Annotated in this window: 11 protein-coding genes; 6 read left to right on the top strand and 5 right to left on the bottom strand. The window is 66.6% G+C overall.

Annotated elements, in window-relative coordinates; translation table 11 throughout:
• Positions 1 to 126: 126 nt before the first annotated feature.
• Positions 127 to 870, bottom strand: a complete 744-nt coding sequence (locus QOD90_RS01140; protein WP_526345824.1) for a glucose 1-dehydrogenase — start codon at positions 868 to 870, stop codon at positions 127 to 129.
• Positions 871 to 970: 100 nt separating this feature from the next.
• Between QOD90_RS01140 and QOD90_RS01135 the strand changes: the two genes are divergently transcribed.
• Positions 971 to 2,047, top strand: coding sequence for an NAD(P)H-dependent amine dehydrogenase family protein (locus QOD90_RS01135; RefSeq protein ID WP_526345822.1), 1,077 nt, complete (start codon positions 971 to 973; stop codon positions 2,045 to 2,047).
• Positions 2,048 to 2,064: 17 nt separating this feature from the next.
• Here the strand turns inward: QOD90_RS01135 and QOD90_RS01130 are convergent, their stop codons facing one another.
• Together QOD90_RS01130 and QOD90_RS01125 are read right to left on the bottom strand one after the other, a co-directional pair.
• The gene (locus tag QOD90_RS01130) at positions 2,065 to 2,511 is read right to left on the bottom strand and encodes an ATP-binding protein (RefSeq protein ID WP_526345820.1); all 447 of its coding nucleotides are present in this window, start codon (positions 2,509 to 2,511) and stop codon (positions 2,065 to 2,067) included.
• 43 nt (positions 2,512 to 2,554) lie between these two features.
• On the bottom strand, positions 2,555 to 2,872 hold the full coding sequence (locus QOD90_RS01125) for an STAS domain-containing protein (protein ID WP_526345818.1): 318 nt from the start codon (positions 2,870 to 2,872) through the stop codon (positions 2,555 to 2,557).
• A gap of 337 nt (positions 2,873 to 3,209) precedes the next feature.
• Between QOD90_RS01125 and QOD90_RS01120 the strand changes: the two genes are divergently transcribed.
• Positions 3,210 to 3,974, top strand: a complete 765-nt coding sequence (locus QOD90_RS01120) for an HAD family hydrolase (RefSeq protein WP_526345816.1) — start codon at positions 3,210 to 3,212, stop codon at positions 3,972 to 3,974.
• Here the strand turns inward: QOD90_RS01120 and QOD90_RS01115 are convergent.
• Both QOD90_RS01115 and QOD90_RS01110 read right to left on the bottom strand, forming a co-directional pair.
• On the bottom strand, positions 3,919 to 4,116 hold the full coding sequence (locus QOD90_RS01115) for a (2Fe-2S)-binding protein (protein ID WP_526345815.1): 198 nt from the start codon (positions 4,114 to 4,116) through the stop codon (positions 3,919 to 3,921). The two genes, QOD90_RS01120 and QOD90_RS01115, sit on opposite strands and share 56 nt — an antisense overlap.
• Complete coding sequence (locus QOD90_RS01110) at positions 4,116 to 4,805, bottom strand: fatty-acid--CoA ligase (RefSeq protein ID WP_526345813.1); 690 nt, start codon at positions 4,803 to 4,805, stop codon at positions 4,116 to 4,118. The genes QOD90_RS01115 and QOD90_RS01110 overlap by 1 nt, the downstream gene beginning before the upstream one ends.
• A 165-nt stretch (positions 4,806 to 4,970) precedes the next feature.
• Here QOD90_RS01110 and QOD90_RS01105 point away from each other — a divergent pair, with 165 nt between their 5' ends.
• The 4 genes from QOD90_RS01105 to QOD90_RS01090 all read left to right on the top strand — a co-directional run bounded on the left by QOD90_RS01105 (position 4,971) and on the right by QOD90_RS01090 (position 9,901).
• Positions 4,971 to 6,104, top strand: coding sequence for a nitronate monooxygenase (locus tag QOD90_RS01105; RefSeq protein ID WP_526345811.1), 1,134 nt, complete (start codon positions 4,971 to 4,973; stop codon positions 6,102 to 6,104).
• A gap of 118 nt (positions 6,105 to 6,222) precedes the next feature.
• Positions 6,223 to 6,801 (top strand): TetR/AcrR family transcriptional regulator, encoded by a 579-nt coding sequence (locus QOD90_RS01100; RefSeq protein WP_526345832.1) that lies wholly within the window; start codon positions 6,223 to 6,225, stop codon positions 6,799 to 6,801.
• On the top strand, positions 6,798 to 9,035 hold the full coding sequence (locus tag QOD90_RS01095) for a molybdopterin-dependent oxidoreductase (protein ID WP_526345809.1): 2,238 nt from the start codon (positions 6,798 to 6,800) through the stop codon (positions 9,033 to 9,035). The genes QOD90_RS01100 and QOD90_RS01095 overlap by 4 nt, the downstream gene beginning before the upstream one ends.
• Before the next feature lie 38 nt (positions 9,036 to 9,073).
• The gene (locus tag QOD90_RS01090) at positions 9,074 to 9,901 is read left to right on the top strand and encodes a glycoside hydrolase family 16 protein (RefSeq protein ID WP_526345807.1); all 828 of its coding nucleotides are present in this window, start codon (positions 9,074 to 9,076) and stop codon (positions 9,899 to 9,901) included.
• The last annotated feature ends 1 nt before the right edge of the window (position 9,902 follow it).

Below are 9,902 nucleotides of genomic sequence, written 5' to 3'. Positions count from 1 at the left end.
GCACCCCACGCGTGCCGGTGAAACCAGCCCGAACGACGCGGGAACCGACGTTCACACCGCACCCGCGGCCTGAACCGAAGGACGCCCGAGAAGGGCGGTGCCCACCACACAACTGGTAGACACGCTTTAGAAGAGATCCTTGTGCGGCACGTCGGTCACCAGACCGCCGTCGACCACGAACTCGGCGCCCGTGGCGAACGACGACTCGTCGCTGGCCAGGAAGACCACGAACGTCGCGACCTCGTCACTCTCGCCGGGGCGGCCAAGTGGCGAGGTGACCATGTCATCGGGGAAGTGTTTGGTCATCGGGGTGCGGATGAATCCGGGATGCAGTGAGTTGATGCGGATGTTGAACTTGCCAAGTTCGATCGCCGCTGACTTGGACAGGCCGCGAACCGCCCACTTGGTCGCCACGTAGGGGTGCACCATCGGCGCGCCGCGAAGGCCTTCGATGGACGACACGTTGATGATCGATCCGCCCCCTGCTGTCTTCATCGCCTCGACGCAGGCCTGCATGCCGAGGAAGGTGCCGGTGAGGTTGACGTCGATGACCTTCTGCCACTTGGCCATGTCGAAGCTGCCGATCTTGCCGAGCGCGACGATGCCCGCGTTGTTGACGAGAACGTTGAGCTTGCCGAAGTCGGAGACCGCGGTGGCGACGGCGGCTTCCCACTGGTCGGCTTCGGTGACGTCGAGGTGCACGTAGCGCGCGGCCTCCCCGATCTCGTCGGCCAGCGCTTTGCCCTCGTCGTCGAGGATGTCGCCGATGACCACTTTCGCGCCCTCGGCGACCAGCATGCGGGCGTGCGCGGCACCCATCCCCCGCGCCCCGCCGCTGATCAGTGCAACCTTTTCATCCACGCGTCCCATGACGGGTGACGCTACCGCATCCCGGTTTTCGAACTAGAACCTGTTTCAATTCTGGGGCTCGGCCCGCATACTGCAGGGCATCCGACACGAGGAGAAACGTATGGCGATTCGCGTCGCGCTCATCGGCACCGGCAACTGCGGCAGCCTCGCCCTGAAACAACTGATCACCGACGAGCGCTTCGACCTGGCGGGCGTCTGGGTGTCGTCCGACGCCAAGGTCGGCCGGGACGCAGGCGAACTTGCCGGCCTCGAGGTGGCGACGGGGGTGGTGGCGACCAATGACCTCGACGCGATCGTGGCCGCCAAGCCGGCGTGCGCCGTCTACTGCGCGATGGGTGACGTCCGACTGCCCGAGGCGATGGCCGACGTCCGACTCCTCCTCGCCGCGGGCATCAACGTGGTCGGTTCGGCGCCTGGGGTTTTGCAGTACCCCTGGCAGGTGATCCCCGACAAATACATCGAACGCATCGAAGATGCTGCGCGAGAAGGTGATTCGAGTATCTTCATCACCGGCGTCGATCCAGGATTCGCGACCGATTTGCTGCCGTTCGCACTCGCCGGAACCTGCCAGAGCATCCAGCAGATCCGCACCATGGAGATCGCCGACTACGCCACCTATGACGGCGTGACGGTGATGTTCGACGTGATGGGCTTCGGAAATGACATCGGGGACTTTCCCATGCTGTTCCAGCCAGGGGTCCTGAGCATCGCCTGGGGTACCGCGATCCGGCAGCTGGCGGCGGGGCTCGGCGTCGAGGTCGACGAGATCAGGGATTCCGTCGAACAGGAGCCGGCCCCCGAGGACCTTGACGTGGCCGCCGGTCACATCGCCAAGGGAACCGTTGCGGCGCTTCGCTTTCAGATCGAGGGCATGGTCGGAGGACAGCCAGTGATCGTCGTCGAGCACGTCACGCGCCTGCGCGCGGACCTGCGGCCGGACTGGGCGCAACCCGCGCACCCCGGCGGTTCGTACCGGGTTGAGATCACCGGTGAGCCGTCATACGTCGTCGACATCGTCCCCACCAGTCGCCACGGTGGTGCCCCGTACGCAGCCATCCTCGCCGCGGCCGCCAGGATCGTGAACTCGATTCCGGACGTGGTCGCCGCTGCGCCGGGAATTCGGACCACGCTGGACCTGCCGTTGGTAACGGGCAAGGGCGTGGTCTCGGTCGGGTAGTCAGCGGCACCGGCCCATCACAGCCGGTGTACGCCAGTCCAAACCAATCGGACGGTGGTGCCGCCGGTGGACGTCTGGATCGATGCGCGATCGGCTAGGGCCTTCATCAGCGCTATTCCTCGACCGCGACTGCGGTCGCCCGTGGCCGGTACCGCCGTCCGCCACAGTCCGCGATCGGCAACGGTGACCGACAGGGCCGATTCGATCGAGTCGTACGCTGCCCGAATGTCCATGGTGCCCGTCCGGCCCACCGAGAGGTAGGCGAACTCAGCGATGTTGGCGAGGGCCTCGTAGCTCGCGAGCACCAGATCACTCGCACGGTACGGATCGAGGTTGAACGCACCCCGTAGCCACCTCGAGAACTCGTCACGGGTCTGGGCTGCGGTGCGCGAGTCGGCGGTCACGCCGATGCGCTCGAAGCGTTCGGCGTTGGAGACCGCGGCCGTGGGAAATAAGTCGATCATGGCAAGCAGAGTGGTACCCAATGGACCCACCGAATATGCCTACCTACCCGGAAAGGGCCGCCAGCGCTTCGTCGAGGGTGGCATGGAGGGGCACGATGTCGGCGATCCCCACCAGCTTCAAGGGGCGGCTGGTGGCAGGGCCTTCGGCAACGATGTGTAGGCGCACGCTCTCGGGTGCCGCGTCGTGTGCCGCGACGATCACGCCCATGCCGGCCGACGCCAGGAATTCGACCTCGGTCAAGTCCACGACGATGCCCTCTGGTGACCTGGCAAGCGCTGCCCTGATCGCTTCCTCCAGCTGTGGTGCCGTGATCATGTCGACGACGCCGGAGGTGGCGATGACGGCGACCTTTCCCACCATTCGTTCGCTAACTTCGCAGGTCGATCCGGATGCCGTAGGAGTGCCGTCGGTCGATTCCCGTTGTTCGTTCAAAGCCCGTCTTCCGTGTCCAACCGCATCGAGGATGCGGGTCGCTGTGATTCTCGTCCGCTCGAGGCTCTGGCTGAACCTGCGCAAATTTGAAACCGCTGAGGTCGAACCTATCCGATCGGCCCGCGATCGTGCCCATCAGTCGGGCGGTTGGTCTCTCTGGATGTCATCGGCCGGTAACGACGCGAGGGCGTCGGTACCCCGAATGTGATGCTGGAATGGAGTCGTGACGCCGGCACCGTCGGCACCAGTGCCACCAGGGAGGGAAATGAATCGCGATGCGCCCGTGGCCGGCCACCTCGAGGAGATCGCGTCGGGCCCGCAGGGACCGCACGTCGGCGCCTTCTTCGATCTCGACGGCACGCTGGTCTCTGGCTTCACGGCGACCGTTCACGCCGGACACCGGATTCACGCCCGCCAGGCCAGTATCGGCGAGGTCGTCGGGGTGCTCGAGGCGTCACTGCGGTACCGGCTGGGTCGGATGGAATTCGAACGCCTCGTCGTACGGGCAGCGGGATATCTGCGCGGCGACTCCCTCGGCGAGCTCAACGAGCTTGGTGAATACCTCTTTCGCCGCCACATCGAAATACGGGTCTTCGCGCAGATGCACGACGTCGTGCGGGCCCATCAAGCGCGCGGCCACACTGTCGTGCTCAGTTCCTCGGCGCTGACTATTCACGCCGAGCCGGTGGCGCGCTTCCTCGGCATCGACGGCGTCATCTGCAATCACTTCGAGGTGGACGACGCCGGACGGCTCACCGGCGGCATCGTCGCGCCGATCATCTGGGGCGCCAGCAAGGCCGAGGCAGTGACGCGGTTCGCCGACACCTGCGGCGTCGACCTCCTACGCAGTTACTTCTACGCCGACGGCGACGAAGATGCTGCCCTGATGCGGGTGGTTGGCCATCCCCGGCCGGTGAACCCGCGACCCCGTCTGGCGGCTGAAGCGATGCGCAGCGGTTGGCCGGTGCTCCAGGTCAGCGAAGGTCGCGGCCGCGCGCCGGTACTGCGGCGTCTCGGCGGCCGTCGATGATGGCCCGCACAGTGCGGCGACAACGGCCGCACTCGGAGCCTGCGCCGCACGCGGCGGCTACCTCGTTGCAGGTCGACGCACCCGCGTCCACCGCGGCGGCGACCGCCTGATTGGAGACGCCGATGCAGAGGCAGACGAACATCAGCGATCGTCCGTCTTGCGGGATTCCTCGGTCTCGTCGATGCGGAGCATGCTCTGGAACCGGCCGACGAACACCGGTGGGTAGGCGCCGATCCCAGCCTTGGTGAGCCATTCGGCGGCCAGATCGGAGTACTTCAGCCACCGTTGCGCGTGCCTCTCGTCGTCGATCTGCAACAGCGTCATGACTTCGAGCGGATCGTCGAAAGCGCTGAAGATCATCAACTTTCGGACACCGGCGAGGCGCAGGTCGTCGCTGGTGTCTCTGACGTGGGCGCGCAGCGTCGCCAGGTCGTCGACCGGTGTCACCATCGACACCACGACCTCGGGAACGGCGGTCGCAGCCTCGGGGCTGATCTCCATTCGTTCGATCAGTTCGCCTGCGAACACCGCGGGGATGTCGTCGACGCCCACGGCATCGAACCACTCGAAGAAGATCCGCGAGCGCAGGAGGTCCAATACCGGTTCGCGGGCGTGAACCGCAATCATGACCAGGACGCGTTCCGGGTCGGTGGTCGACGCGTACACCAGCACGTGATGCGCGCCGAGATCGACGAGCGCGTCCCTCCTGCGCTCGAGCAGAGGACCCACGCGTTCGGGCCGGGACACCCGGTAGTCGGAGGCGAGGACGAGCGAGTGGTTGAGCCAGTGCGTCAAGGCTGCGTCCTCCGGCGACACGATCGGGTGTGTCAAGGGTATTACCGAAAAACGGTAATGGCATTCTCCTGCGATGTCGAGTGCGGATCGATCGTAATGGAATGCGCCCAGTCGCCGACAGCACGGCCGCGAGGTACTAAACTAGAACACGTTCCAGTTCGTCTACCGAACCGCCAGCCCCACTCCGAGGAGCGACCAGCCATGCACACTCCCCTCTGCGACACGATCGGCATCGAATTCCCGATCTTCGCCTTCACGCACTGCCGCGACGTGGTCGTCGCCGTCAGCAAGGCGGGTGGGTTCGGCGTGCTCGGCGCGGTGGGCTTCACGCCGGAGCAGCTCGAGGTCGAGCTCAACTGGATCGACGAGCACATCGGCGACCACACCTACGGCGTCGACATCGTCATTCCCAACAAGTACGAGGGCATGGACTCGAACCTGTCCGCCGACGATTTGGGCAAGATGCTGGCCGACATGGTTCCTCAGGAGCACCTTGACTTCGCGAAGAAGATCCTCGTCGATCACGGCGTGCCGCTGACCGATGAGGACAACGAAAGCACCCTGCGACTGCTCGGCTGGACCGAGGCCACGGCGACGCCGCAGGTCGAGGTCGCACTCAAGCATCCGAAGATGACGCTGATCGCCAACGCGCTCGGCACCCCGCCCAAGGAGATGATCGACCACATTCATGCCGAGGGCCGCAAGGTCGCCGCCCTGTGCGGATCGCCCAGCCAGGCGCGCAAGCATGCCGACGCCGGTGTCGACATCATCATCGCCCAGGGCGGCGAAGCGGGCGGGCACAGCGGCGAGATCGGCTCGATCGTGCTGTGGCCACAGGTCGTCAAGGAGGTCGCGCCCGTCCCGGTGCTCGCCGCGGGCGGCATCGGCAGTGGTCAGCAGATTGCCGCCGCGCTCGCGCTCGGCACCCAGGGCGCCTGGACCGGCTCTCAGTGGCTGATGGTCGAGGAAGCCGAGAACACCAAGGCGCAGCAGGCCGCCTACGTCAAGGCAGGCAGCCGCGACACCGTCCGCAGCCGCTCGTTCACCGGCAAGCCGGCGCGGATGCTGAAGAACGACTGGACCGACGCCTGGGAGAACCCGGACAACCCGAAGCCGCTGGGGATGCCGCTCCAGTTCATGGTCTCCGGCCTAGCGGTGGCCGCCACGCACAAGTACCCCGACGAGACCGTCGACGTCGCGTTCAACCCGGTCGGCCAGGTGGTCGGCCAGTTCACCAAGGTCGAGAGGACGTCGGCCGTCATCGAGCGATGGGTGCAGGAGTACCTCGATGCCACCGGCACGCTGAACGCACTCAACGAGGCCGCCAGCGTCTAGCCGCGAGCTAGCTGCCAGCAGTCTGCAAGCGGCTCCAGCAAAATCCCCTCATTCGCCATGAATGAGGGGATTTTGCGTCTGTTCGGCGGGAGCGACGCTATGTATGCTGCTCTACATAATGTCGACGCCCCGCGAACGAATGGTTGCCTCCGCTGCGGTGCTGATCCGCGAGCGCGGCGCCCACTCAACGGCGATCTCGGACGTGCTTGAGCACAGCGGCGCGCCACGCGGCTCGGCCTATCACTACTTTCCCGGCGGGCGCGCCCAACTGCTTCGTGAAGCCGTCGACCTCGCCAGCGATCACGTTGCCGCCCAAATCGCCGGTGCAGCAACTGGTCTCGACGTTCTCGACGCCGTGGCCGCGGATTTTCGGAAGCAGCTGACCAAGACCGACTACCGCGCGGGATGCCCCGTGGTGGCCGTCGCGATCGAGGCGGGCGACCCTGCCAAGGACGACAACGGCGCCGTCCTCGAGCGGGCCGGAGCGGCGTTCGTGCGCTGGACCGACCTGATCGCCGAAAGGCTCGTCGACGACGGGGTCGCCAGGGATCGCGCGCGGGAACTGTCCGTACTCGTCACCGCCGCGATCGAGGGCGCCATCGTGATCGCAAGGGCGACCCGTGACGTGGGACCACTGGATTCGACGCACCGCCAACTGCGGGCGTTACTGCAGGCCGAGATGGGGAGCAATCGATGACCGAGGAATGGCAACCGACCGCGTGCATCCTCTGCGAGTGCAACTGCGGCGTGGTGGTGAATGTCGACGACCGCAGGCTGGTCAAGTTCCGCGTCGTCATAGAGCATCCCGCGTCGCATGGCTACACGTGCTACAAGGCGCTGCAGCTCGATCACTATCAGAACAGCCGCAACCGGTTGACCTCGCCGCTGCGCAGGCGTCCCGATGGCAGCTACGAAGAAATCGACTGGGACACCGCGATCACCGAGATCGCCGAGGGCTTCGCGAGAGTGCGCGACGAGCACGGCGGCGACAAGATCTTCTATTACGGCGGTGGCGGTCAGGGCAATCACCTCGGCGGCGCCTACAGCGGAGCGTTCCTCAAGGCGATCGGCTCGCGGTACCGATCGAATGCGTTGGCGCAGGAGAAGACCGGCGAACACTGGGTGGACGCACACTTCTACGGCGGGCACACCCGCGGTGAGTTCGAGCACGCCGAGGTGTCGGTGTTCGTCGGCAAGAACCCGTGGATGTCGCAAAGCTTTCCGCGAGCGCGGGTGGTGCTCAACGAGATCGCCAAGGACCCGGCGCGGTCCATGATCGTGATCGACCCGGTCGTCACCGACACGGCGAAGCTCGCGGACTTCCATCTCCGCGTACGGCCGGGCACGGACGCGTGGTGTTTGGCGGCGCTGGCCGCGGTGCTGGTCGAGGAGCAGCTCTGCGACGAGACGTTCCTGGCCGAGCACGTCAACGGCTCCGAGGCAGTCCGCGAGGTGCTCGCCGAGGTACCGATCGGTGACTATGCCCAGCGGTGCGGTGTCGACGAGCAGTTGCTCCGCGCGGCGGCGCGCCGGATCGCTTCCGCCGCCAGCGTTTCCGTCTTCGAGGACCTCGGCATCCAGCAGGCGCCCAATAGCACGCTGTGCTCGTACCTGAACAAGTTGCTGTGGATCTTCACCGGCAACTTCGCCAAACGTGGTGCGCAGCATCTACATTCGTCGTTCGCGCCGCTCTTCGGCGTCGGCGGCGTCGGGCGCACGCCGGTCACAGGGGCGCCGATCATCGCGGGCCTGGTGCCCAGCAACGTCGTGTCCCAGGAAATCCTGACCGACCATCCCGCCAGGCTTCGCGCGATGATCGTCGAAAGTAGCAACCCGGCGCACTCGGTCGCGGACTCGGCTGCGGTGCGCGAGGCGCTGCAATCCCTGGAGCTCCTCGTCGTCATCGACGTCGCCATGACCGAGACGGCCCGCCTCGCCGATTACGTGCTGCCCGCGGCCAGCCAATTCGAGAAGCCCGAAGCGACGTTCTTCAATCTCGAGTTCCCGCACAACACCTTTCACCTTCGCCACTCGCTGATGGAACCGCTGCCCGGCACGCTGCCCGAGCCGGAGATCTGGGCGCGGTTGGTGCGAGCGCTCGGCGTCGTCGACGACAACGAGCTGGCGCCGCTGCGCCGGGCCGCCGCCGACGGATTGGACGCTTACGCGCAGGCGTTCCTGGTCGCCGTCGGCGCCAACCCCGGGCTGGGCCGGGTCCTGCCCTACGTCCTGTACGAGACGTTGGGTCCGGAGCTCCCCGCTGGGCTCGCCGGGGCCGCCGCGCTGTGGGGCCTGGCGCAGAAGACGGCGATGACCTACCCGGACGCGGTCCGGCGCGCCGGTCACGCCGACGGCAACGCCCTGTTCGAGGCGATCCTGTCGAGTCGCTCGGGGGTGACGTTCACCGTGCACGAGTACGCCGACGACTTCGCGCTCATCACCCATCCGGACCGCAGGATCGCGGTGGAGATGCCGGAAATGCTCGCCGACGTCCGTGCGCTGCGGTCCGCGCCGACGGCGCTCACCAGTGTGGAGTTCCCGATGGTGCTCTCCGCAGGCGAACGCCGGGCCTACACCGCGAACGACATCCTGCGTGACCCCAGTTGGCGCAAGCGCGACGTCGACGGCGCGCTCCGGATCAGCCCGCAGGACGCGACGGCGATCGGGCTCTTCGACGGCGGCCGCGCCAAGATCACGACCGCGGCGGGTACGGCCGAGGCCATCGTGGAGATCTCCGATGCCATGCTGGCCGGCCACGTATCGCTGCCGAACGGCTACGGCGTCGACTACCTCGAGGCCGACGGCTCGTCGACGACGCCTGGCGTCGCGCCAAACGCGTTGACCTCGACGGAGTGGCGGGATGCGTACGCAGGCACGCCGTGGCACAAGCACGTGCCGGCGCGGGTCGAGGCACTCGCCGTCAAGAGCTGATTTGCACCCGGCCCGACGTTGCGGCTTACATGGTCGACATGCCTGAAATGGATCGTCGCCGGATGCTGATGACGGGGATCGGCCTGCTTGGCGCCGCGGTCGCCATCCCCGAAGCGACCGCGTACGCGTCGCGAGGCGATTTGCCTGCCGCTCCCCCGCCGGTCACGTACCTGTTCAGGGACGAATTCGACGGTCCGGCCGGCTCGGCACCCGACGCCTCCAAGTGGGAGACGGCGACGGCACGCGAGGACATGGAGGACCCGACGTTCTGGGAGCTGCCAGGGAACGTCGGGCAGTACCGCGACGACCGCCGCAACGTCTACCTCGACGGCAAGTCCAACCTGGTCTTCCATGCGGCCAAGGACGGCAATACGTTCTACAGCGGCAAGCTGTTCGGCAAGTACCGCGGTCCGATCGGCACCACGTGGGAAGCCCGGATCAAGCTGAACTGCCTGACTCCGGGTGCGTGGCCGGCGTGGTACCTGGCCAACAACAGCCCCGTCAACGGCGGCGAGGTCGACATCATGGAGTGGTACGGCAACGGCAGCTGGGCGCCGGGAACCACCGTCCACGCGAAGCTGAACGGCGGCGAGCACTCGAGCCAGACCATCGCCGTCGACAGCGGCTGGCACACCTGGCGTACCCAGTGGGATGTCAACGGCATCCGCTTCTGGAAGGACTACGTCGACGGCGCGCAACCGTACTTCAACGTGCCGGCGAGCGCCCTCCCGGACTGGCCGTTCAACACCCCGGGCTACACGCTGTTCCCGATCCTGAATCTCGCGGTCGCGGGATCCGGCGGCGGTGACCCCTCGGGCGGCACGTACCCGGCCGACATGCTCGTCGACTACGTGCGCGTCTGGTAGC

This window comes from Mycobacterium sp. (assembly GCF_032161845.1).
GTDB lineage: Bacteria > Actinomycetota > Actinomycetes > Mycobacteriales > Mycobacteriaceae > Mycobacterium.
This window is presented reverse-complemented; position numbering and strand designations above follow the sequence as displayed.